We start from the raw sequence: 22,710 nt of genomic DNA on the forward strand, positions 1-22,710 counted from the left end.
AACCTTTTGTTATTTTCGGCGCAAGGCCTGAGCAAAGAATCCATCAAAACGCGAATCTTCGGCACCCGGAAGCACCGCATCGCCAACCTTTTCAAATCCAGAATTTTCTTTCACGAACCGGTTAACGATCTTGGTCGTTTCTTCCGGATCAGGGCTGCAAGTCGCATACACCAGAATTCCGCCCACAGCAAGCTTGGCCGAGGCCGCCTGCAAAATCGAGTACTGCAATTCCGCCAGTTCCTTGACCGACTCCGGCGTCATGCGGTATACCGATTCCGGACGGCGCGCAATCACGCCCATATTGCTGCACGGGACATCGAGCAATATTCTGTCAAAGGGAGATGTCTCTCCCTCGCTCGCACGTTTCCGTTGCTCGCTACCCTCTCTAGCGGGGAGAGCCCCCGCAACGCCCCCGAGTACATCGACACATTCCACGCGGACATTCGTGAGTCCCAAGCGGTCCACCACATCGCGCATCTTGAGCACGCGGGATTCAGACACATCGCTGGCGAGAATATCGAGGGAAGCATCCATCTCGGCCATCAAGGCGGCCTTTCCGCCGGGAGCAGCACAGGCATCCCACACTTTAAGGCCCGGCTTCAAGTCCAAGAGTTTCACGACTTCGTAAGCCGAGGGGTTCTGCATGCTGAATTCGCCCTTCGCAAAAGATTCCGATTCCAGAATCGTTTTGAGCTTTGCATCGGCGGGTACTTGAATGTAGCGGTCGTAGAGAATGCTTGCGCCTGTGATTCCCAGCTTTTGGGCAATCACCGGAGCAGAAGTCTTCTGGAGATTCACGCGAATCCATTCCACGGGGCGCTCAAGCGTCGCCTTGGCGAGCGCTTCGGCGCGTGTGCCGCCATAAATATCGAACCACCTGCGCACCAGCCATTCGGGCACCGAATTCTCGATGGACACGCGCCGCACCTTTTGAGGGGGGAGCGCCGGGAGCCCGGACTTGCGCGCGGCATGCAACACGGCATTCACCAGCCGCGCGGAACCTTCTTGAAGGTTCGCCGCCTTCGCAAGCTCCACGCTTGTCGAAACGGCGGCATGGTCCGGGATTTCCATAAAGAACATCTGGAAGAGTCCCATCTCAAGCACGGTCGCTACTTCGAGCGACGGCATTTTCTTGACGAGGGTCTTTAAAAAGTATTGCAGGTACAAATGCCTACGGCATACGCCCAAGGCAAGTTCCATCGCGAAAGGCGAAAGTCCGCTTTCCTTGATAAAGCTACCGTCCTTCTGCCAAAGCACAAGGACGCGGAACGCATCCATTCTCTCTTTCAGCGATTCATCAAGCAAAAGCGAGCCCTTCGCGTTTCTGGATTCCGCGCATAAAGTCGGCCACCGGCATCGGCTTCTTACCTTCGGCCTGAATTTCAATCACTTCAAGAACGCCTTCGCCCGTGCCCACGTAGAATCGGTTATCCTTGAATTCCACCGCGCCCGGGGCCAGTTTCGGGCCGTTCTCCGGCGTATCCGTCTTGCGCAAGTAAACCATACGGCCACCCAGCTTTCCATAGCCACCCGGCCACGGATTAAAGGCGCGAATACGGTCGTGAATCACCTTTGCCGGCAAATTGAAATCAATCAAGCCTTCTTCTTTTTTAAGCTTCGGGGCGCCACTGGCCTGCGCATGGTCCTGCGTCAAGTCCTTTTCGCGGCCTTCAAGCAACTGATGAATGGCATCGTCCAGCGCTTCGCAGCCCGGCGCCACCATCTTTTCCAAGAGGCTTGCGGTCGTATCCTGATGGTCAATCACCACCGTCTTCTGGGCAAGAATCGGACCATGGTCCATCTTTTCATCCAGGCGGAACACGGTCACGCCTGTTTCGGGCAGGCCGTCAGCAATCGCACGCTGCACGGGGGCGGCACCACGATACTTGGGCAACAGGCTACCGTGTACATTCACCGCACCATGCTTGGCGACAGCCAGAATATTCTTCGGCAAAATCGAATAGGCAACGACCACGAACAAATCCGCATCGAAGGCGCGCAGGTCGCTCTCGAATTCGGGAGCCTTCAAGTCGGTCGGCTGGAGTACGGGCAGCCCGTATTCGAGCGCCAGTTGCTTGACTGGCGGCGGCGTTAACACGCGCCCGCGCCCTGCAGGCCTGTCGGGCTGAGTCACCACAGCCACCACGTCTGCAAAATCAGATTCCTTGAGATGCTTCAAAAAACAGGCCGCGAATTCCGGCGTTCCCATAAATACGATTTTCATAGCTTGAAATATAGAATATACTTTTCTACATTTACGCCCGAAATGAGAATACCGCTCCAACTTGCCGTCATTTTCGCCATTTGTGTGGCCGGGGAATTCCTCCACCGCATCGTAGGCGTACCCCTCCCGGGGAACATTATCGGCATGGTCCTGCTTCTGATTTTACTTTGTACAAAAGCAATCAAGCCGGAGCAGATTTCGGGCGTTTCCAGCTTTTTCCTGAATCACTTGGCACTTTTCTTTTTACCACCGAGCATTGCCATCATGGCCGTCGGCGACGACGTCCTTTCGAAATGGCCCCTACTCCTGTTTTTGTGCATCGCTTTCACGCTCGTCACCATCGCTGTCGGCGGCCGCGTTACGCAATTGTTCATCCGCAAGCAGGAATACCGCGAAAATTTGGCATTACGTGCAGAACGCCTCACCAAGCGAGCTCCTCATAACGAATCAAACGGGGGCGAAAAATGAACGCCATCATCAATTCTCCCCTGTTCGGAATTATGCTTTCGCTTGTCGCCTTCGAAATCGGCGTCACCATCAGCAAAAAATTCAAGTATTCCTTCTTGAACCCGCTCCTGATTGCAAACATCTTAATTGTAGGATTCCTGCTTACTACAGGAATCAGCCTTGAAAGCTACAATGTGGGCGGAGACTACATCTCGGTCATGCTTTCGCCCGCTACCGTGGTGCTTGCAGTCCCCCTCTATAGGCAAATTTCCAAGCTCAAGCAATTCTGGAAACCGATTCTCGCCGGAATTTTTGCGGGCAGCCTCACCTCGCTTGCCTGCGTCATTGTCGTAAGCAAACTCGTCGGCCTCAGCGATACGCTCATGCTTTCGCTTTTGCCCAAGTCCATCACGATTCCCATGGGTAGCGTCATCTCGGCGCAGATTGGCGGCATTCCCTCGGTAACGATTATCGCGATTACCGTCACGGGAATCACGGGTGCGGTCGCAGCCCCCGCCGTATGCAGGTTCTGCCGCATCAAGCACAAGGTCGCGCAGGGAATCGCCATCGGTACCGCAAGCCATGCACTGGGTACTACCAAGGCCATGGAAATGGGAGAAATTCAAGGAGCCATGAGTAGCCTATCCATAGGCCTCGCCGGGCTATTTACCGCCATCGTCACGCCGATTATCTTAAAGCTGATGGCTTAAGTTTTGCCGACCAGAATCTCGGCGATAATGCTTTCATTTTCGGGAATTTCACATAGCGTTCTAAGTTCATCGTGATAGAAGAACCTTTCGCTACGCAAAGTTCTGCGGACTAGTGTCGCCGACAGGGTCATGGACTGAATAAAATAACCCGCATTCAAGTTCATGTACCGGTAGGCACGTTCTCCCTGCAGATTGCAGGATTCTTTCAAGTCCGCCGTCAAAATCACCGCAAGGGCCGTATTATCCGCCACTTCGGGAGACAAATGGCATTTGGCGAACTTTTTGACATTCAACATTCCCGACTGCATGTAAATCGATTTGCGCACAGGCACGTATCGATACACACCCGGGTAAACAAACATCACATCAAAAGAGACTATCCAGATTCTCAAAAGGCCTGCGCCGAACAAATTGATCTGTCCGGCCTCCAGCCAACGGAGTATACTGGAAAAATCATCCAAGTCAAGCCCCGCCTTCCTAAAGGGCAAGCGGTTATTCAGGGGCTCTTCGATGTCCTGGATTTTATCGAGGTAATGAGCCGCGTCGAACTTGGCCGGAGTCAGCGGGAATTCGTCTCCCGGGAATGCCTGGGCCGCAAGCCTTCGAATACGGATACACTTCGAAAGGTCCGTTATATTTTCTGCACGGTTCTGCCGCATGAATAGCGACGGGTATCGCGATGCATCGTAATCTATTTCCGATTCCATTTCACCGCGATTAGAATAAGCCGTTTCGCCTACGCCGCCGTCAACAGAATCAAAAGCCAATTCGCTATATTCCGGGAACACCGCCAAAGCAGCCAGCGGGATTTCTGTGGCAGGCAGATTCAACGCTACTGCAATTTCGTCATCTACAAAACCACTCAAAGCGAAAACCTTGGCACCCTTGGCCTTGGAATGCAGCATGACGCTAGCCGCACAAGCGCCCACGTCTTGCGTCACTTGCGCATAGGCAGATTCCCTGTAGCGCCAAACGGAACGTTCAAAAAGCCCCGTAAAAATGTAGAGCAGCGGAGCTTCACCTGCGAAGTCCTTATCCGGAAAGGCGGCCACGATTTTTTTCATTTCGTCCTTGCCGCCAATACGCACCAGCTGTCCCGCCACATCGGGCACTGCACTTTGACCAGCGCCATCGTAGGTGTATACGCCATCGGGCACCGAGCGCCCACGTATCACCACATAAACCTTGACCGGTTTTAATTTGTCCCCAGAAACATAGCCGTAAGGGGGGACGTCTTCTTTCTTTAAATCAATCCGATTGCAACCAACGTAACGTCGGTCAACCATCTTCTGCGTTTCCCAGCACAAGTCTGCAGGCTTTTCTTTGCGAACAAAGCAGACGGAACTGTGATATTTTTCAGAAAAAAAACGCATCAATCAAAAGGTAGTAAAAAATCCAGTTTATAGAGGCTGTAAACGCAAAGATACACCTACTACACTCACACAAAAACAAGCCATTTAGTCAGAATCGCTTTGATTTTTCGGTGATAAATTTAGGGTAAAAGGGTGAAAATGGAGACTTCCGAGTTTACTCGCGTAAACGCAAATTGAAGCAAAATCCTTTCTTTTCACCTCGCAGCAAAATAGTTTTTAGAATACATAAAACTCAAATGAGAGGTCAAGATGAACTTCAAAGCCAAAACCAGTCTATCTCTTTCCGCAGCGGCACTCTTTTTCCTGAGCGCCTGCGGTGACGACTCCTCCAGTAAATCTGTCGATACCCCTATCGACAATCTCCCGGTAACCGACTCCACTCAAGTTAACGACAATCCGACTCCCGGCGATTCTGCCAACACACCTGCAGACACAGCATCTACCCCCACCGATTCGATTCCCGCTGTAGACGATTCTACGGCCACGGAACCCAGCGGAAGCAAGGTTGTCATGCCGCCCGAAGCAACGGACATCGTAGCCGCAGTTACCATTCCCAAGGAAGAAGGAAAGGGCCTCCTCATCGACGACTTTGAAGATGGCGACAATGCCTCCCTGCAGGGTGAATTCTACTGGTACGACTATAATGACAACAATGGCGGCGACGATGGTGACGGCGCATCCGAAATCAAGTCTCCCGTAAATGAAGACGGTTACACCACCGCAAGAAAGTCCGACAATGGCACCAATTACGTCTGGGCTGTCTATTACGCTCTCGACAAGGGTGAATACAAGTACGACCCGTACGTCGGCTGGGGCGTAACCGTGGATACCGAAGTCGATTACACCAAATACGGTGGCCTCACTTATTGGTACAAGGGCGGTGCCCATACCGTTCGCGTCGAAACTTCCGACGTGACCAATTACGACGTCCACATGATGAGCATGAAGGCCTCCCGCACATGGACCAAGGCTGTGGTCCGCTTCAAGGACCTGGCGCAAGAAGGTTGGGGCGGTGTAGAAGTGGAATTCAACCCGGCCAACATTACAAACATCAGTTTCCAGGCCAAGGGTAACGGCAAGATTGACTCCTTGCTCATCGACAACGTCTACCTGCAAGATACCAGCGAAGTGGAAAAAGACGTCGCCGACATGGAAATCAAGGACCCCGTCATTCCGGAAGTCACCATTGGTGACATCGCCATTTCCAATCCTCTTCAGGCCAAGGCCATGAAGTACCTGAACAAGGGTATCAACATTACCAACTGGCTCGAAGACAGTTCCGCAGTATTCAATGGCAAATTCAAGTTTGACGAGGACGACGTAAAGCTCATGGCCCAAAACGGCATCAAGTCCCTGCGTCTGCCCATCGACCTTGACCATTACGCTACCAACCGTGACGCCTTCGTTGCCGACGCTGCCGACACGGTCGCCCTCGCATTCGACGACGAAAACCTCTTCGGAGTCCTCGATGCCTTTGACGAATGGACCGCTAAATACGGCATGTCCTTCGTCATCGACTACCACGAATACGACAACGGCTACAACACCAAGACCGCCATCAACGCCAAGTACACCAAGATGATGGCCGAAGTGTGGAAGCACGTTGCAGCCCACTACGCAGAAAATGCCCGCGAAGACATCTTCTTTGAACTGCTGAACGAACCCGACATGAAAAACGGCAAGGTCAGCACCGCCAACTGGCGCAAGGCTGCACAGGAAATCATCGACTCCATCCGCACCGTCGACAAGAAGCACACCCTTATCTTCGGCGATGCTGAATGGTATTCCATCAAGCTCCTCGCCAAGGGAACAACACTCAATGACGACAACATCGTCTACGCCATTCACACTTACGAACCGTTCGTATTCACTCACCAGAGCACAAACTGGACGGACCTCAAGAGCGTGAAGAACCTGATGTTCCCCTACGATAAGGAAAAGTGGTCCGAATACAGCGCAGATTTCGGTGTTACGAAGTCTCTCCCCAAGTGGTACAAGGATGCCATCTTCAGCTACAACGAAATCGCTAACAAGGAATACATTCTTAATCTGATCCTCCCCGCCAAGGAATGGGCCGCTAGGAACAATGTTCCGGTGATCATTAACGAATTCGGTGCCTATAACCTGAAGACCGACAAACAGTCTGTGCTGAACTACATGACCGCCATGAGAGAAATCAGCGACACGCTGGAAATTCCGCTCACCCACTGGGGTTACACTGGCGGATTCTCCCTCTTCGAATCTGCTGCAGATGGCGTCAAGGGCTCCAAACTCATCGAAGGCATGGACGAAGCCTACGGCCTTAAGTAATCAGAAACTACTCCCATAATCATAGAAGACCGCCCCATTAAGGGCGGTCTTTTATTATAGCGACCAAAGATGTATGAAAACTCCAAAAGGATTGGCTTGTCATAGGTCACCCTTCGCCTCAACGGCAGCCCTTTTGCCTGCCGTCGAGACTCGCCATTTTTAATATTTCGGTTCACCATTTTGTATATTGTGGGGTACTTATGCGTGCCTATATTTCGAGCCTTGTGTTTTTTTGTGTTGGCGTAGCTTTCGCCAACGGTTTTTACGGCAACAATAGCGACATTCACTGGAAAGCCGCAGGCACCGATCATTTCAACTTCATTTACCCGGCCGAATATTCTTCCCACGCATCGAAGGTTTCCGCCTACGCCGAAGCCGTTTACGACTCCGTAGTAAGCCGTTACCACCACGATTTGCCCGGCCGCGTGAATGCGACCCTCAATAACGCCCTTTACAGCAATGGCAACGCCATTCCCAGTGAAAACTCCATCAATCTTTGGCTTACCAACTGGGACTTTAAAATCCGCAGTAGCCATGGTTGGCTTTCGGACGTGGTGACCCACGAATTCAGTCACCTGGTCAGCATCGAAAACGCAAGCAAGTTCAAGCCCAGCATATACGGCTTGCAGCTCAGCTACACCGACTATTACAACGAGCGAACCACCCAGGATTTCGCAACCCTGATCCCCTTTACGCTGCAACCGCTCTGGTTCGCCGAAGGTACCGCCCAGTACGAATCTAGCCGCATGGGCTTTGACGCCTGGGACAGCCATCGCGACATGTTGCTCCGTGTGGCGGCCCTTAACGACAGTCTGCTCACGCTCCCCTACATGCACGACTTCTCGGACAATTCGCTTTTTGCAGAACTGGGCCCCTACACCCAGGGTTTTTCGCTGGTACGCTACATCAGCCAGAAGTACGGCGAAGACGCCATGCCCAAGATTTGGCACGAGCTGTCCAAATACCACCGCATGACTCTCGACGGTGCGATCAAGAAAGTTCTCGGCATCAGCGAACAGCAACTCTACGATAACTGGAAAAAAGAAATCACCGAAGCCTACAAGGCGCAGCGCGATAGCCTCGGTCCCCTTGTAGAAGGAACCAAGATGACAGAAGGCTCCTTCTGGCAAGATTTCCCCATTGTGGCTGGCAAGACCCTCTACGGCGTATCCAATTTCGGCGGGCTCTGGTTTGACGGCGGGCTTTTCAAGATGCCTCTCGACAAGAAGGACTCCAGCCAGAAAGACGAAGTCATTGACGGTGTAGAAATCGGCGAAATCACCGTCGAAAACGACAGCGAAGACAGCACCATTGAAATCGGCGACTACGCCAAGCACGGATTCAAGCTCAAAAAGGCCTGGCTCGACAAAGGCATTGGTGTTCATGAAGACAGCACCCAGGGTCCCCTTCTCGCCTATGTCAGCTACCAGAACCGCGACAAGGATGGCCATGCCCACTTCGACATCGCCGTAAGCGATACCAACAAGAAAATGATTTTCGTGACATACCTGGCCGATGCGGTCTACCCCGCCATCGACGCCCAGGGAACCACCATTATTTTCGCCATGCGTGAACCATATAGCACCCGTTTCAAGCTGTCCAAGGTTCCTTACCCCAAAGACATTAACGACTATACCTCCGAAGATCCCGTAGACATTTACGTTCCCGACGCCAAATTCGACTACTACAACATTTACAGTCCGAAATTCAGCCCCGACGGTAAGCACATCGCCTTTAGTTTCTTTGACGACGTAACCCGCGGAATCGCCATCATCGATAGCGACGGCAGCAACTTCAAGATTGTCAGCACCGAAGGATTCGACGAACGCGACGTAAACTGGCTTGACAACAACAGGATTATCTTTGCCAGCAACCGCAACGGCATTTTCAACTTGATCGAGAAAGACTTGACCACCGGCGCAGAAACCCCGCTCACCAACGTGGTCGGCGGCGCATTCACCCCCGTTCTGGCCGGAGACACGCTCTACTTCACGGAATACGACAAGGACGGTTTCTCGCTCTACAAGATGCCCTACTCCACCGTTCCCATGGTCAACGACACGACAGTTTCCATTACAGAACGGGACAGCACCATCCAAATCGCTGATACAAACTGCGTTGCTCCGACCGACACGTCTAACGTCATTGCGGGCCCCGAAGGGGCGACGCAATCCACAGATTCAGTGCCCTGCATCCCTCAAATCGTTTCCCGTGATTCAGTCATCAAGGTTGCAGACACCTCGCAAACCATTACGCAAAAACCCGCCCCCGCGGCCATCACGCTCCGCGGTACACCTATTGAAAAAATCAAGAAGCCCATCGAAATCGCAGACATCGAATTCGCTGGCATCGAACGGGACTACAAGCCCATCCCCTTCGTTCCCCTGTTTGTACCCATGGTGGTCTTCAGCGAAAACGCCCCCGACCTTACGGTCTATGGCGAAGGAAAGCTGAAAGCAAAGGCCGGGCTAGCCGCCATCCTTTCGGACCCTCTCAAAAAGAACACCGTTCAAATCGGATTGCTTCTGGAAATTGGCGCCGGATTTGACTACATCAACGGTGACGGTTTGAATCCCAAACAAGAAAAGGAATTCTTCGTTTCTTGGGAAAACAAGAGCACGCCTCTCGACCTCGCCCTCAGCTACACCTACGCGAATTACACCAGCAAAGACACAGTCCGCAACGAAGATGTCGCAGCCAACAACGGCGACAGCCTTCACACAAGCCATTATGCCATTCCCATGCAGGCTATTATGGCCGGAGCCGGCTACAGCATTTTCAAGAGCATCGACACCCTGCAAATCGCCGTCAGCTACGACTGGGCAAACTTCAACCTCTACGAAGACAACTTCGACTGGACTTACCAGAAACGCCTGAGCTTGCTCATCGCCCTCGGCCTCTATGGCGATCATGCCGAAGGCTCTGAAATCACCGGGCAAGGGAACGGACTGCGCCTGTACCTACAATCGTCTACTTCTGACTTGTACCGTCCGGGAACATTCGCCGAAAGCTTTACCATTAACGCAAACGGCAAAATCACGCCCAAGTACCGCAACTTCCACATCAACGAACTCGGCGTCAATCTTTACGGAAGCATCCAGAGCCCGCTTACCGGCGCCCGCCTTGCGGCCGGCGGTAAAATTGCAGGCGTGTACAAATGGAGTACCGACGCCAAGCAGGACACGCTCGATTCTTACTACTACGACGCCCTGTTCCTCGAAGGCTACCCCTACCTGCGTAACTCCGAAAGCTACACGCTCGCCGGTATGCGCACCGCCATCGCAGAACTCCACTACCTGTTCCCCGTCTATGATGACTGGCGCAAGTCCCTGTGGATCTTTGAGACCCGCAGTTTCTACATCGACGGATTCGCCCAGATGGGCGCCGCCTGGAACTCCAAGTGGTTCGATACCGACAAGCTTACGGACCACCGTTTCTGGGACCGTTCTGTAGGTCTATCCTTCCGCATGAGCAACCGTATCTTCTACGGCACCCCGTTCGACATCTCGCTTACGCTGGCCCGCGGCCTTAACCGCATCGGCGAAGACGACAATTTGGAAGGCGGCGAGAAGCTCTCGCCCATCGACGTTCCGGGCATTCCCGAAAGCATCGCCCCCACGAGAATCAAATTCTCCATTGGAATGGGGTTCACAAATTCATGGCAGTAGCCAACTATTAACCGCTTCGCCGACGGCTCAGCTATAGCCATGCAAGCATGGCTGCAGCATTCGCCTTAGGGCGAAGTCACAAATTCATGGCAATAGGCCAGGAGTTTTGCAGTAAAAGAAAGGCGGGTGAAAACCCGCCGTAGTTGTTTCTAAAGTTCGCCGTATTTTTGCTTGGGTTTGACTTCGCCGGGCAACAACTGTCCGGGACTAGTGCGTTGACCGTCTCTGCCCGTAAAGTTCGGGTTATACGGCTTGACCTGAGCCTTCTTCTGTTCCGCCTGCAAGTCCACCATGTGGCGTTCCCATTCCTGCATGGCCTGGTCCAGTTCGGCGCGGGCATTCAGCATGAGTTCCTTCAGCTGCATCAGTTCCAGCATCTTGTCACGCTTCATGATCCACAGCTCTTCTTCTTCAGGCATACGCTCGATGTTAAAGAGCAGGTTCATGTACTCTTCTTCTGCCGTACGGTAAGCCTTTTCCATTTCCTTGTAGACCATATAACGGTCATCCACCATGGTCTGCTGGGGCGACGGGTGGGACGTACACCCCACCATCAGGAATGCACCAAGGCAAAGGGATATGCAGAAGGCTTTATTCATCATTACTTGGCTTCTTCCGCTTCAGGTTTCTTCACGGTATAAAGTCTTTCCAGAGTAATCTGACTCTTGAAGGTGGTGGTATCCTTGGTTTCAGGGTTCACCATGGTATGGGTACCGACCTTCACTTCGCGTTCCTGACAAGGAATGCCCGTCGTCGGGTCGATCATCACCTCGAACTGAGTCTGGTATTCGGCCTTAAGTCCCTTGTTGTAGTGCTTGAACTTTTCAGGGACAATATTGCTATTGACGTGCTGTTCCCAGATGTAATAGGGGAAACTTTCCATTTCCCACAAGTACACGACGTAATCCAGGCAACGGCGGTGGTCACGGTTTTCAAAGCCCTTCACCACCACGGAATCCACTTGGATCAAAGCGAAGTTCAGACGGCCCTGGTCCTTGAGTATCTGCGTAATGTTGCCCTTAACCGGCACATCACCCACCAGCATGTGATCCATTTCCCAGCGGTGCTTTTCAAGACGTCTCAAGTGCGGCTTGTATTCCGGGTTCAGGAGCTGCTTGCGCCAGACTTCGGGCATGGGAATGCGGGCCAGCAAAGAATCGTAGCCGTTATCCAGGCCATCCACGCTTTTCACTTCACGGTCAATGGCCGTCATGTCCACCGACTTCACACGCCAAGCCAGTTCCGAGGGCATATAGTTCTTAAGGTAGCCGCGAGACTTGTCCATCACGTAGTCACGGTGCACCTTCAGGGTATCTCCCGAATTGGAATAGGTCAAGTTCGCATAGGCGGCAGTCACCGTCCCCATTTTCTCTTCGCCCTTCAGGTCTATGGTCGAAAAATAGCCTTCGGCATAAAGTTCTACCGTAACAGGGGCGTCCACCTTGTAGCTGACGTTGACTTTTGATTCACCGCAACCGCCAAGGATAAGGGCAGCTGTGACAGCGCATAAAATTTTCTTCATGAGTTACCGATTTTTAGTAAGGAGAATCTGTTTCGACATGAGCACCTTGCCATCGCCACTGACTTCAATGACAACCGGGCCCGGTTCTTTTTTACGACATAGTTCGCGGGCATTCATCACGCCGCTATGATGGCGGGACTTGCCTTGCAACGTGTAGACACCCATCTTTTCGCTAACGGCCACTTCGTGGTCCCAAATCTTTTCACCCTTATGGGCAATCGTCCCTTCGTAGAAGGTAGTTTTCAGCGTGGCGAAATCGAAGTTCTTGCCATAGCGGAACTGAACGATCATGGGATCCCTCATTTCGAATTCGCTCATGGTGTCGGCCACTACTTCTAGCGCAGGGTTCCATTCCCTACCGCAAACAATTGCGGTCTCTTCGACCGAACACCCAGCAAACAGGCATGCGATCATCATTGCAAACAACCATTTTTTCATACTCGCCTCCATTGCTTACCGAATAAACTAGAAAAAACTCTTTTTCTCGGCTATCGGGAAAGGATGAACATCATCTCCAAATGGGGCGTCTGGGGGTAAAAGGCGAATCCTTCCGCTTTTTTGAGGCTAAACCCGGCCTGGGCGAATTTCGCATAGTCGCGGGCAAGGGTCACCGGGTCGCAAGAAACGTAGACCAGTCTGTTAACAGAACTTTTCACAATGGCGTCGAGAGCCTCTACGGGGAGACCCGTACGGGGCGGGTCCACGATCAAGGTGGCTGGTACATCCACCACGTTTTTCACAAGCCACTCTTCTGCAGGCGCCGAGACGTTCTCTATGTTTTTGGGGACGGGGGACACCCCCGTAACGCCCCCGTTCAAATTCAGGCGGGCATGCTTAAGGCAACCTTCTTCACGTTCTACCGTGGTAATCTTTTTGAAGCGGTCCTTCAACAGGGCGGCAAAGAACCCTACCCCGCTGAACAAGTCTATCAGCCAGGCGTCGCTAGCTTCGCCATTTGCAAAGCCAGCATCAACGGCTTCTTGCACCGACTGCACAAGCTCCGGCAAAAGAGCCAAATTGCTCTGGAAAAACACCGAAGCGTCCGAACGGATTTGCGAGCCTGCAATATCTACAACGCTAACGGCATTTTTTTCAAATTCCTGGGCAGGCATGCCTCTGTAATAATAGCTGATTTCGCCCTTGCCGTTATCAAAAAGATTCACGTCCAGTTCATAGGCCTTGGGGCCGCGATTCTTGGCAGAATCAAAAATTCTCTTGGCGTTCTTTTTCAGGAATTCATTTAACGCCGGTGTCAACACGGGGCAACTTTCAAAAGGGATAATTCCGTTGCTTTTTTGCATACGGAAACCGTAAACGATCTTGCCTTCCTTTTTAGAAGCAATCACTACACGGGCGCGATTCCTGTAGCCCCATGCCGGGCCGACATGAATCTTGAAATCTTCGGGCAATTCCGCATGGGCCAAGCGCCTGAAATTTTCACGCTCGACCCGCTCCAAGTATGGCGCCTGTTTTTCGCTTGCCAAATGCTGCAGGCTACAGCCGCCACATTTTCCGAAAAGCGGGCATTTCGGTTCCGCGCGGTCGGAACTTTTTTCAAGAACTTTAACAACTCGACCCCGCGTAAAATCTTTCTTGTTCTGCGAAAGTTCGACTTTGCACAATTCGCCTGGCAGGCCCCCCTGCACAAAGCATACGCGACCATCAGGCAGGCGGGCCATACCTTCGCCGCCCTGCACCATTTTTTCTATGCGGAGTTCGTAATTCACGTCACAAATATAGATAACTGCGTAGTTTTCAGGTGTAACCACTTTCTAGTTCCGCCCCCCTACCTAGTGAGCCCATAATGGTTTAGATTTGTAAAAAACACAAGGACGGTTGTATGGGAATCAACAATAAAATCCGCACTACTCTCGCATCGGCACTTACCGTTACCGCATTTAGCGCCACGGGACTTTTTGCCGCTACGGCTTATCAGAACCAGGTCGGCTTCTTGACAAAGAGCCAAAAGCAAATGGCTGTCATCGGAGCCGAAGGCAAAGAAATTGTCTTCAAGAATAAAAGTGGCGAAGAAGCCCTCAAGGTTACCGCTCCCAAGGCACAGACCTGGGCTCCGGCCGGCGACACGGCTGCCTCTCTGGTAGATTTCTCCGAAATCCAGACCGCAGGCACCTACCAGGCCTACCTGGGCGACGAAGCCATCGGTCACCCCATTATCATTGCGGACGACGCCCTCGAAGAAACCACCAAGGCATCGCTGAAGTTCTTCTATTTCCAGCGTTCTTCAACGGCTCTCGAAGAAAAATACGCCGGCATCTATGCACGAGCCGCCGGCCACCCCGACAACGCCGTATATTATCACGCATCTACAGGCATTACCAACGAAGACTCCACCTTTGACGGATCCAAGGGTTGGTACGATGCCGGCGACTACGGCAAATACATTGTCAACTCTGGCATTTCTACCTACACCTTGCTTCAGCTCTACCAGCAGAACAAGGAATACTTCAAAAAGCTCAATCTGAACATTCCCGAAAGCAACAACGATGTTCCGGACATTCTTGACGAAATCCGCTGGAATCTGGAATGGATGCTGACCATGCAAGACCCCACTGACGGCGGCGTATTCCACAAGCTGACTACGCTGAAGTTCAGCGGAACCGTCATGCCCGAAAAGGATGTTGCCAAGCGCTATGCCATCGGCAAAAGCGTAACCGCAGCATGGAACCTCGCTGCAGTCGCCGCCCTGGCCGCCGAAATTTACAGTCCCTACGATTCTGAATTCGCCACCAAGTGCGCAGAAGCCGCATCCAAGGCCAGATGGTGGGCAATGCACAACGAAGCCGCCTATTTCGAACAGCCGGCCGGCGTGAATACAGGCACCTACATCGACGGCTACCCCATCGATGAAGAAATTTGGGCCAACGCCGAACTTTACAGAATTTCCAAGAACGAAGAATTTGCCAGCGTATTCAAGAAGTACCCCTTCAAGCGTTTCCGCTGGGTATTGCAAAGCTGGCAGACCACGTACGCCTTGGCCGCCTTTACCATCGCCACCAATCCCGAAATTTTTGACAAGGACATTCTGGATTCTGCAAGAGCCTGCATTTTCACCCTCGCCGATGAATATGTCGGAGACCTGGAAAACAACGGCTACGGAGTCTCCCTCGTCGAAAAAGACTTCAACTGGGGTTCCAACAGCTTTGCCGCAAACAAAGGCATGATACTTGTCCATGCCTACATTCTTTCCAAGGAACAGAAATATCTCGATGCAGCTACGGGTATTCTCGATTACCTGCTGGGTAGAAACCCCATGGATATTTCTTACCTCACCGGTTACGGTGTCAACTCCGCAAAAGATCCGCACCACCGTCCAAGTCAAGCCGACGGCATTGAAGAAGCTATCCCCGGAATGCTCGTAGGCGGACCGAACTACACGGCAAATGACTGCGCAAAGAAATATGTCCAGCTGGATGCAGTCGCCAAGTCTTACTACGACAACAGCTGTAGCTACGCCACCAACGAAGTGGCCATCAACTGGAACGCACCTTTCGCTTACCTTGCCGGAAGCCTGCAGGCAATCGCCGCCACCGGCAAGAGCTACGACATCACGGAACTGCCCAGTCACTCTTACGAAGTCAACAAGATTTCCAAGAGCAAACAGTTCGCAAAGCAGCCCGCAGCAGGAAACAAGTTGATTATCCGTAACGGGGCTGTCCAAGTCAAGAAAACCGACGCCCAGGGCAACGTCCGTTACTTCAACCTTGGCGGAAAACATATCCGCTAGTCAGTCTTCCAAACAAAATCCTTCCAATACCACCTAAAAAATGCAGCGTCCTCGCGACGTTGCATTTTTTATAGAAGGGTTTCAATCGTTTTTTTCAGCTGGGCCTCGTCGCCCGAATTGTCGATAAAACGTAATCTCTTCCCAGGGAAAAGCCGAATCCATTCTTCTTCGGAATCTTTTGCCGACTGTAAATCGATACGGCGATCCGCATCTTCTTCGCTAAAGCCACGATTTGCAATCAGGCGATTCTTGCGGACTTCTCGGGCTGCGCTCACTACCCAGATTTCATCCAGATGCTTTACCAGTTCAGGAACATTTTCGAACAAGGCCGCTTCCACAAAAGCCGGGTTTGCCCGCAACAGGTATTCCGTAAGGGCCGGATACACAAGGGCCTCCAGGCGCTTTCTCGCCGTCGGATCACTAAAGACCAGATTCGCCATGCGAGTACGGCTCACGCCCTTCTCTGTCAGCATGTCCTCGCCGAATTCCTTGGCAATGGCAGCACGCAAAGCCTTGTTGTCACGGTACAAGTGATGCACCGCCACATCCGCGTCAATCACGCGAATCTTCTTGTCGCGCAAAATGCGGCCAACAAGGGACTTTCCTGCACCAATTGTTCCTGTAATGCCTTTCATACCGATAAATTTAGTAGAAAGCTAGACTATTTTCCGAAAGCAATCAGACAAATACCGAGAATCACTCCCAACAGGGCAACGAATTTCATCTTGCTCTTGCGTTCCTTGAAGAAAATAAGCCCCGCAAAGAACGAAATCAGCACGCTGGAACGGCGGAACACCGTGATAATCGAAATAAGGGCATCGGGATCGCTCACTGCCACAAAGTAGCAACGATCCGCAATAATCAGGAGCACGGCCACCAAAAGCATAGACCAGCGGAATTTAAAGGGTGTGGTCTTATGCCGCGTCGGGAACCAAGTGACCGCACAAATGGCAAACTGCCAGAGAGCCATATAAATGCTGAACCAGACTTGTACCGTAAGCGGGTCAAAGTTCATGCGCTGCAAAATAAACTTGTCATACACACCGCTGCAGGCCGCCAGGAGCGTTCCCAGCACCATGCAAATCACCCAGCCGTTGCTAAAGAAATGTCCCATTTCTTTACGGCCCGCGAGGCTCAGCCCCACGTAAGAGCAAATACAGATGGCAACACCCGCCCACTGGAGCGCAAAGGGGCGCTCGCCCATAAAAGTCACCGCTATAAAAATCGTAAATACGGGCGCAAGAGCACGAATCGTAGTAGCAATACTCAAAGGCAAATGGGCCAGCGCATTATAGGTCAGAATCCAGCTGCCGCCTACAATGGCCGCCTTTCCAAACAAATAAACATGGCTTTGCAAAGGCAAGGATTCACAATGCCCCGTCAAAAGGAGCGGGCTCATAAAGAGGGCGTAAAAGGCACTGCAAAAGAACAACGTCACACGGACAGCATTGTCTTGCACCGATTTCTTCTTGGCGAGGTCATAACAGCCCAAAAAGAAGGCCGAAAGTAGAGCTAAAACGAACCATGACATAGCGTGCAAAATTTAGAAAACCCTCTTGCCAAAGCGATATTTTAAACATATTTTTATCTTAACTTTAACAAAAGGATCCAATATGGGTATCAAAGGCAAAGCATCGTCCCTTCTCGAAGAGTTCAAAGCCTTCGCATTCAAGGGCAACATCGTCGATATGGCTATCGGTGTGATCATCGGTGGTGCATTCGGTAAAATCGTCACCTCCTTCGTAAACGACATCGTGATGCCGGCCGTTACGGCAATCATCGCCATGGGCGGCGGCAAGGATGCTGGCGAAGGCCTCAAGTCTCTCGCCTTTACGACTGCCGAAGGCGTGACCATTCCCTACGGCAACTTCATCGGCGGCATCGTTGACTTCCTCATCGTCGCCATCGTGGTGTTCATCGTCATGAAGAAGTTCCTCGGCTTCATGCAGAATATGCGCAAGAAAGAAGAAGCCCCGGCTGCTCCTCCGGCACCTCCTGAACCGTCTGCCGAAGAAAAGCTCCTTACAGAAATCCGCGATTTGCTGAAGAAGTAATCGCAGAAGTCATCTTGAGCTATGAGGCTCAAGCCTCGTAGTCGAAGGATCCATATCCACAATTTCAAGGTTCACTTGATAAATGCCTCAGATTTTTCTGAGGTGTGTTTATTTATGGGAAAGCCCGATTTCCGCATCCGGGGTAAATGGCATTTCTTCTAGCTGCGGTGTTGCGATAATCACCTGGCAGGCCTTTTCACCAATGAGGTTCGCCACCGCATCACGACGCTTGACATCCAGTTCCGCAAAAATATCGTCAAGCAAAAGAATCGGCTTGTTCAAGTAACGGGTTGCCACATCTACTGCGGCAAAGCGCATGGCCACCGCAGCGCAACGGCACTGCCCCTGGGAACCGGCCGTGCGCATTTCGCTTTCGCCTATACAAACGCCCAGGTCATCTTTATGGGGGCCCGACAGCGTAATTCCCTGAATCTTTTCGGCAAATTCCAAACCCGCAAGCTTACGGCGGTAAGCTTCCCGCAAGGCGTTTTCGTCCACGGAACCGTCTTCGGATTCTCCCGAGTCCGACGCAATATAGAGGCCGCTCCTATCAGCCGCCATGGCAGCCTTGTCCAGTTCGGAATCGTCCAGGAATTCCGCGCCATCGAGGGCGTCCAGCTCCTTGAGAATCGAACTCTTGTAAGCGCAGGCGATTTCGTCTACACCGCCCGAAAGCTTGCGGTAGTAGCCCGTAATAATCGGAGAAATTTCCTTGGAAAGTTCAATGCGGGTGGCCCAAAGTTTTGCGCCCAAATCCACCAGCTGTTCCGTAAGCACATGGAACAGGTCTTCGCCGCCGGTAGCGACACCATCTCGCTTGTATTGGCGCAGCCATTGGTTACGCTGTTGCAGTACGCGGCGGTAGCGCTTTAATACCGAGGCATTCGCCTGGGAACGGTAACATAGGATTTCATCGAGCCAGCGCCTGCGCACTTCAGGGGCGCCCCGCAAAAGTTCAATGTCCGAAGGCTGCATCACCACGGCAGGCATACGCCCGAAAAAGGCCGTAGGCGATTTTAGATTTTCACCATTCTCGCGGACATCGCTGCTGCGACGTCCCACGCGAATTCCGCGCTTCACGCCCTGATCGGAATCGTCAAAGCTTCCGCGCAAAATAAATTCATCGCCATTCCAGGCAATCATCTCCTTCAAATCCCGGGCCCTGAAAGAAAAACCCTGGGCAAGCAGATGTACAGATTCCAGTATAGAGGTCTTTCCGCAGCCGTTGGGGCCATGAACCACCGTAATGCCGGGCCCGAATTCAGTCTCAAACCCGGCAATGCTGCGCACGCCATCTATATAGATTTTTGAAATCACGGAATGGAGCCCCGCAGGCCAAAGCTAAGGGGAGTCCAGATTCCCGCTTCCGTTTCGTAGATCAGGGCGTAGTTCACATCGAAGGGATACTTCTTCTTACCGATGCGAATCTTGAACTTGTAGCCGGCACCCACCGTCCAGTCCAAGTCATCCATACCCAAACGGAGCGTGCCGTCAGGAATCAGTTCGCATTCAAAACCCACGCGGCCCGTCCATACATGTAAATCCGGATCGAAGGCCAACAGGGTATCTGCAACCTGATAATCAAGGGCTTCCATCCAGGCATAAACAGGCTTCCCCATGACCTTGGAACGGTAACCAAGACCGATCTGCAGAACCTTCGGGCGCACGCCATCGGTACTTTCCACAGAGTTGTCGGTACTGGTATTCTTGCTCCACTTTGCAGACAGATTTTCGCTAAAGCTCAAATTGCGGACAACCACCGAAGTTGACCACTTGTCGTTCCACTGCCTGAGCCAGCTCAGGTTGAGCGTTACCGGGCTACGGTAATCGTCCACCAGTTCAATGCCGTCGTAATATTCCGAAATATCCATGTTATCGTAACTCATGGACAGAGAAAGACCAAAGGCGTCTCGACGGGTGGCGCGGTAAGCGAAGCCCAAGTACATCATGGTAAAGTAGGGCGTCGCCGTTCCCATGGTTTCGTCGTCTTCGTTAATCACGTCAAAATTCATGTCACCGCGGTAAAGCATGGCAAAGCCCACACCCATGCGCTTGCCCACCTTGGTTTCAAGGCCCAAGGATCCGCCCACACGGTCCAGGTCGCGCTTTTCGGCGTTCAGGGTGTACGCAAAGTTGTCACGGAAACCGAGAATGGCCGGGTTCCAGTAAGCCGCCGGCATAGAGGCCGTATCGGCAGAGCCCGTGTTGCCGCGGCCCAATTCACGGGTACCGGCACCCATACGTTCCACAAAGCCGTCAAAGCTACCTAACGTCGCCTTCTTGCCCGCAAAAGCAGAGGCGGCACACATAAAGACAAGGAACATGCACAGAATTTTCTTCATTACTTGTGCCCTCCCAAGGTCATCACCTTGCCCCAGCCAATATGGCCGTGGTTATCCTTGACGCGCACATAATAAACGCCCATGGTGCAGGCCCTACCCGCCTTGTCGCGACCGTCCCAGAAATCTTCTTTCGGGTTCGTGCTGCGGGAGGCATCGGCATCGCGGTGGACATCCTTGACAATGGTGCGGACTTTACGCATGTCGTAGCTAAACACGTCGATCGTAATCTTCGATTCCTTGCTCACCTTGTAAGAAACCAGCGACTGGTCACCCGCCGTAATCACCGACGGCACCATGCGAATGGACCCCAGGTTTCCGCCCAGCTTGGCGCGGTTCAAGATGGTACTCCAGGTTTTGCCCGAATCCGCAGAAACTGAAATGCCATTGCCGTAAGTAGAAATGGCTAAGCCCTCCGTCTTACTGTCCAGCGGGAAAGAACAGATAGAAGTAATAGCCGCATCACGGTCGGTAGCACCCGTGGCGTAACCGTACAGCCACTGGTTCTTGCCGTCATCATCCATATCCCAGGCGCGGATTCCGGCAGAATCCAGCTTGAAGTAACCACTTACGCCACCACCCGGGCCAAGGACGGCCACATAGGCCACATTGGCAATAAAGGCCACGTTGCTTATCGTATAATCGCCATCGTCATAAACATCTTTCTTCTGCTTTTTGCCAGCCGTATCCAAGAAATTTACCTTCGAAAAATCCTTGGAGCCTTTACGCAGCACCCACAGGGCACCTTTCATCAAATCCTTTTCCATGCGTGAAGTTTCGGCAACGATCGTCAGCGGGTCACCACCCATCCAGAGTCCCGTAACGCGGGCATTGGTATCAAGGGCCGTAGACGCCTTGGAAACCTTGCCATCGGCAGAGCGCTTCCAGAGCCCCTTGGAGGTAGCCAGCCACAGGTCTCCCGTAACCGGATGCAACTTCACGTCAAAAATGCGGGGATTCACCTTGTCCTTCCACTTGTAATTCATCTTGGCTGAATCAAGGGTTCCTGTCTGCAAATTCAATTGATACATTCCCTGCTTGGAACTACTACCCGAATTGTCGTAAAGTCCAAGACCGGCAATACCGCGAGCCAACCAAAGCTGTTTCTTGGTAGAATCAAAGGCAAAACCGCTTACGGCATAGTACATGGCCGTATCAATTTCCTGGAACGCATCGGGAATCTTCAATGGGGTTTCAATCACATTATCTATTCCGCGCACCGAGAAAAACCCGGCAGGCTGCGTGGCATAACCATCGTCATCCAAGCCAATCATGGGGAGCACGTAGCCAAGCTTGCCTGCATAAACCGAAGGAATACGGCGGTGTTCGGCAAGGACATCGCTGAACATCCCGGAAGGTCTCGCCGTCATCGTATCAGACACTTGTTCCTGTTTAGGGTCAGACATCTGAACTCCCGACGTGCCCACATTCAAGTTCAAAAGAGTCACGCCGCTATAGATGTCCCCGTGAGAAAACACCCAAAGGCTACCGGTCTTACCCGTAGAATTGACATTCAGGGTGTAGTTACTGAACAGGGTTTCTGCAGCAAAGGCCGGAAGCGCAAACAGCGCAAGCCATAAACATTTTTTTAGAGTCCGTTTCATAAATTACCGCATGTCAATTTCATCGACGCCCTTTACAGGCTTGTACCTAAAATCTTCCGCCTTCCAGGACTTGACCACCGAAAGGTTCACGATATTGTACCAGGAACCGTTTCCAGTGGGATCAACCGTATAAAGGCGCTTCGGCGAAAAATCCTTTTTCGAAAGCCAGACTTCCATTTGAGTGAACTGACCCTTGTACTTGGAAGGGTCCAGCTTCAGCACCCACATTTTCTGCTTGTTGAATTCACCTTCCGAGATTTCCTTGGCCTTGCAGTTCAGGTACTTGAACAGGAGTTCCGACGGATGCAGGGAACTGGACAAGTCTTCTACCGACTTGATCAGCACCTGTTTCTGTTCCACATTGTGCTGCCACAGGTTTTCGCCATCGCTATAGAACTTGATACCCGCCATATCCAGCACGAAGCGGTCACCTTCGGCCACCAGTAGCTTTCCGTTTTGGGCAGCAACGTCCGGGGAATCCGCATAAAAGACCTGCACCCTGAAATCAAGATTCCAGGCTTTGCCCGACTTGAACCAGGCCTTGGATTTTTCCATAGCTTCGTCAGCGGTAATGGCAAAAGCCCCTTGTACGGCCAGGAGCGTTAAAATTACAAACAGCCTAACAAACCTAACGGGATTGAACATCGAAAGACCTCATGAATAGGAATATGGGCAAATTTACAAAAATCGTACACGTTCGAATTGGCTTTTTCC

At 52.2% G+C, this 22,710-nt stretch carries 19 protein-coding genes; 6 read left to right on the forward strand and 13 right to left on the reverse strand.

The window, feature by feature from the left end; translation table 11 throughout:
• Positions 1-9: 9 nt before the first annotated feature.
• Complete coding sequence (locus ACJMNB_RS03080; RefSeq protein ID WP_405338879.1) at positions 10-1,305, reverse strand: transcription antitermination factor NusB; 1,296 nt, start codon at positions 1,303-1,305, stop codon at positions 10-12.
• Complete coding sequence (gene fmt / locus ACJMNB_RS03085; RefSeq protein WP_405338881.1) at positions 1,298-2,224, reverse strand: methionyl-tRNA formyltransferase; 927 nt, start codon at positions 2,222-2,224, stop codon at positions 1,298-1,300. Before fmt ends, ACJMNB_RS03080 begins: the two co-directional genes overlap by 8 nt.
• A gap of 42 nt (positions 2,225-2,266) precedes the next feature.
• Here fmt and ACJMNB_RS03090 point away from each other — a divergent pair, with 42 nt between their 5' ends.
• Together ACJMNB_RS03090 and ACJMNB_RS03095 are read left to right on the forward strand one after the other, a co-directional pair.
• The gene (locus tag ACJMNB_RS03090; RefSeq protein ID WP_405338883.1) at positions 2,267-2,692 is read left to right on the forward strand and encodes a CidA/LrgA family protein; all 426 of its coding nucleotides are present in this window, start codon (positions 2,267-2,269) and stop codon (positions 2,690-2,692) included.
• Complete coding sequence (locus ACJMNB_RS03095; RefSeq protein ID WP_405338885.1) at positions 2,689-3,381, forward strand: LrgB family protein; 693 nt, start codon at positions 2,689-2,691, stop codon at positions 3,379-3,381. Before ACJMNB_RS03090 ends, ACJMNB_RS03095 begins: the two co-directional genes overlap by 4 nt.
• On the opposite strand, the gene ACJMNB_RS03100 is transcribed toward ACJMNB_RS03095, so the two are convergent.
• Positions 3,378-4,754, reverse strand: a complete 1,377-nt coding sequence (locus tag ACJMNB_RS03100; RefSeq protein ID WP_405338887.1) for a nitroreductase family protein — start codon at positions 4,752-4,754, stop codon at positions 3,378-3,380. The two genes, ACJMNB_RS03095 and ACJMNB_RS03100, sit on opposite strands and share 4 nt — an antisense overlap.
• A 249-nt stretch (positions 4,755-5,003) precedes the next feature.
• On the opposite strand from ACJMNB_RS03100, the gene ACJMNB_RS03105 reads away from it, so the two are divergent.
• On the forward strand, positions 5,004-7,064 hold the full coding sequence (locus tag ACJMNB_RS03105; RefSeq protein ID WP_405338889.1) for a cellulase family glycosylhydrolase: 2,061 nt from the start codon (positions 5,004-5,006) through the stop codon (positions 7,062-7,064).
• A 224-nt stretch (positions 7,065-7,288) separates the two neighbouring features.
• Complete coding sequence (locus ACJMNB_RS03110) at positions 7,289-10,732, forward strand: hypothetical protein (protein ID WP_405338891.1); 3,444 nt, start codon at positions 7,289-7,291, stop codon at positions 10,730-10,732.
• A gap of 149 nt (positions 10,733-10,881) precedes the next feature.
• Here ACJMNB_RS03110 and ACJMNB_RS03115 read toward each other — a convergent pair whose 3' ends face one another.
• From ACJMNB_RS03115 to ACJMNB_RS03130, 4 genes are read right to left on the reverse strand one after another with little or no spacing between them, the layout of a single operon-like run.
• Entirely contained in the window at positions 10,882-11,334 is a 453-nt protein-coding gene (locus ACJMNB_RS03115; RefSeq protein ID WP_405338893.1) for a hypothetical protein, read from the reverse strand.
• Positions 11,334-12,254, reverse strand: a complete 921-nt coding sequence (locus ACJMNB_RS03120) for a hypothetical protein (RefSeq protein WP_405338895.1) — start codon at positions 12,252-12,254, stop codon at positions 11,334-11,336. The genes ACJMNB_RS03115 and ACJMNB_RS03120 overlap by 1 nt, the downstream gene beginning before the upstream one ends.
• A gap of 3 nt (positions 12,255-12,257) precedes the next feature.
• On the reverse strand, positions 12,258-12,692 hold the full coding sequence (locus ACJMNB_RS03125) for a hypothetical protein (protein WP_405338897.1): 435 nt from the start codon (positions 12,690-12,692) through the stop codon (positions 12,258-12,260).
• Positions 12,693-12,742: 50 nt separating this feature from the next.
• Positions 12,743-13,981, reverse strand: a complete 1,239-nt coding sequence (locus tag ACJMNB_RS03130) for a class I SAM-dependent RNA methyltransferase (protein WP_405338899.1) — start codon at positions 13,979-13,981, stop codon at positions 12,743-12,745.
• A gap of 113 nt (positions 13,982-14,094) precedes the next feature.
• On the opposite strand from ACJMNB_RS03130, the gene ACJMNB_RS03135 reads away from it, so the two are divergent.
• Entirely contained in the window at positions 14,095-15,999 is a 1,905-nt protein-coding gene (locus tag ACJMNB_RS03135) for a glycoside hydrolase family 9 protein (RefSeq protein WP_405338901.1), read from the forward strand.
• A gap of 68 nt (positions 16,000-16,067) precedes the next feature.
• Here the strand turns inward: ACJMNB_RS03135 and coaE are convergent, their stop codons facing one another.
• Both coaE and ACJMNB_RS03145 read right to left on the reverse strand, forming a co-directional pair.
• Positions 16,068-16,634, reverse strand: a complete 567-nt coding sequence (coaE, locus tag ACJMNB_RS03140; protein ID WP_405338903.1) for a dephospho-CoA kinase — start codon at positions 16,632-16,634, stop codon at positions 16,068-16,070.
• A gap of 26 nt (positions 16,635-16,660) precedes the next feature.
• Positions 16,661-17,530, reverse strand: a complete 870-nt coding sequence (locus ACJMNB_RS03145) for an EamA family transporter (RefSeq protein WP_405338905.1) — start codon at positions 17,528-17,530, stop codon at positions 16,661-16,663.
• Positions 17,531-17,612: 82 nt separating this feature from the next.
• On the opposite strand from ACJMNB_RS03145, the gene mscL reads away from it, so the two are divergent.
• Entirely contained in the window at positions 17,613-18,053 is a 441-nt protein-coding gene (gene mscL, locus ACJMNB_RS03150; RefSeq protein WP_405338907.1) for a large-conductance mechanosensitive channel protein MscL, read from the forward strand.
• A 108-nt stretch (positions 18,054-18,161) separates the two neighbouring features.
• On the opposite strand, the gene recF is transcribed toward mscL, so the two are convergent.
• Genes recF through ACJMNB_RS03170 form a run of 4 tightly spaced genes read right to left on the reverse strand, consistent with a single transcriptional unit; the run spans position 18,162 to position 22,641 of the window.
• Positions 18,162-19,370: a DNA replication/repair protein RecF gene (recF, locus tag ACJMNB_RS03155; RefSeq protein WP_405338909.1), complete on the reverse strand. Its 1,209-nt coding sequence runs from the start codon at positions 19,368-19,370 to the stop codon at positions 18,162-18,164.
• The gene (locus tag ACJMNB_RS03160; protein ID WP_405338911.1) at positions 19,367-20,395 is read right to left on the reverse strand and encodes a hypothetical protein; all 1,029 of its coding nucleotides are present in this window, start codon (positions 20,393-20,395) and stop codon (positions 19,367-19,369) included. The genes recF and ACJMNB_RS03160 overlap by 4 nt, the downstream gene beginning before the upstream one ends.
• Entirely contained in the window at positions 20,395-21,996 is a 1,602-nt protein-coding gene (locus tag ACJMNB_RS03165) for a hypothetical protein (protein ID WP_405338913.1), read from the reverse strand. The genes ACJMNB_RS03160 and ACJMNB_RS03165 overlap by 1 nt, the downstream gene beginning before the upstream one ends.
• Before the next feature lie 3 nt (positions 21,997-21,999).
• A complete protein-coding gene (locus ACJMNB_RS03170) occupies positions 22,000-22,641 on the reverse strand; it encodes a LolA family protein (protein ID WP_405338915.1) in 642 nt (213 codons plus the stop codon).
• Between the last annotated feature and the right edge of the window lie 69 nt (positions 22,642-22,710).

Source organism: Fibrobacter sp. (assembly GCF_045131395.1).
Taxonomy (GTDB): Bacteria; Fibrobacterota; Fibrobacteria; order Fibrobacterales; family Fibrobacteraceae; genus Fibrobacter.

Excerpts from the sequence above, each read along its gene's own strand:
- ACJMNB_RS03105 (WP_405338889.1), top strand. The coding sequence starts at position 5,004 with ATGAACTTCAAAGCCAAAACCAGTCTATCTCTTTCCGCAGCGGCACTC.
- ACJMNB_RS03165 (WP_405338913.1), bottom strand. The coding sequence starts at position 21,996 with ATGAAACGGACTCTAAAAAAATGTTTATGGCTTGCGCTGTTTGCGCTT.
- ACJMNB_RS03120 (WP_405338895.1), bottom strand. The coding sequence starts at position 12,254 with ATGAAGAAAATTTTATGCGCTGTCACAGCTGCCCTTATCCTTGGCGGT.
- fmt (WP_405338881.1), bottom strand. The coding sequence starts at position 2,224 with ATGAAAATCGTATTTATGGGAACGCCGGAATTCGCGGCCTGTTTTTTG.
- ACJMNB_RS03160 (WP_405338911.1), bottom strand. The coding sequence starts at position 20,395 with ATGAAGAAAATTCTGTGCATGTTCCTTGTCTTTATGTGTGCCGCCTCT.
- ACJMNB_RS03100 (WP_405338887.1), bottom strand. The coding sequence starts at position 4,754 with ATGCGTTTTTTTTCTGAAAAATATCACAGTTCCGTCTGCTTTGTTCGC.
- ACJMNB_RS03170 (WP_405338915.1), bottom strand. The coding sequence starts at position 22,641 with ATGTTCAATCCCGTTAGGTTTGTTAGGCTGTTTGTAATTTTAACGCTC.
- ACJMNB_RS03095 (WP_405338885.1), top strand. The coding sequence starts at position 2,689 with ATGAACGCCATCATCAATTCTCCCCTGTTCGGAATTATGCTTTCGCTT.
- ACJMNB_RS03090 (WP_405338883.1), top strand. The coding sequence starts at position 2,267 with ATGAGAATACCGCTCCAACTTGCCGTCATTTTCGCCATTTGTGTGGCC.
- ACJMNB_RS03125 (WP_405338897.1), bottom strand. The coding sequence starts at position 12,692 with ATGAAAAAATGGTTGTTTGCAATGATGATCGCATGCCTGTTTGCTGGG.
- ACJMNB_RS03145 (WP_405338905.1), bottom strand. The coding sequence starts at position 17,530 with ATGTCATGGTTCGTTTTAGCTCTACTTTCGGCCTTCTTTTTGGGCTGT.
- coaE (WP_405338903.1), bottom strand. The coding sequence starts at position 16,634 with ATGAAAGGCATTACAGGAACAATTGGTGCAGGAAAGTCCCTTGTTGGC.
- ACJMNB_RS03135 (WP_405338901.1), top strand. The coding sequence starts at position 14,095 with ATGGGAATCAACAATAAAATCCGCACTACTCTCGCATCGGCACTTACC.
- ACJMNB_RS03115 (WP_405338893.1), bottom strand. The coding sequence starts at position 11,334 with ATGATGAATAAAGCCTTCTGCATATCCCTTTGCCTTGGTGCATTCCTG.
- mscL (WP_405338907.1), top strand. The coding sequence starts at position 17,613 with ATGGGTATCAAAGGCAAAGCATCGTCCCTTCTCGAAGAGTTCAAAGCC.